Origin of the sequence: Streptomyces sp. SID12501 (assembly GCF_010550245.1) — a bacterium.
In the GTDB taxonomy this organism is placed as follows: domain Bacteria; phylum Actinomycetota; class Actinomycetes; order Streptomycetales; family Streptomycetaceae; genus Streptomyces.
In genome coordinates, this window is record NZ_JAAGLU010001036.1 from 1 (window position 1) to 388 (window position 388).

The 388-nt window shown below is 68.8% G+C and carries 1 protein-coding gene; it reads right to left on the minus strand.

The features are described from left to right. The coding region (locus G3I71_RS49700) for a 2Fe-2S iron-sulfur cluster-binding protein (RefSeq protein ID WP_164325583.1) at window positions 1–388 on the minus strand (388 nt) is incomplete at both ends.

The following is a 388-nucleotide window of genomic DNA, read 5'->3' on the forward strand; positions in this document are numbered from 1 at the left end:
CAGCACCTGCGTGGAGATCGGTACGGGCTTCTCGTAGGTCCGCTTCCGGCCCTCGAAGCGGGATTCGGAGTTGCCGTGCGACATGGCCTGGTTCTGCAGGGGGCATTCGCCGCCCTTGTCGCAGACGGGGCAGTCCAGCGGGTGGTTGATGAGCAGCAGCTCCATCACCCCGCGCTGGGCCTTGTCGGCGACCGGCGAGGTCAGCTGCGTCTTGACGACCATGCCGTCGGTGCAGGTGATGGTGCAGGAGGCCATCGGCTTGCGCTGGCCCTCCACCTCGACGATGCACTGGCGGCAGGCGCCGGCCGGGGAGAGGAGGGGGTGGTCGCAGAACCGGGGGATCTCGATGCCGAGCTGTTCGGCGGCCCGGATGACGAGGGTCCCCTTG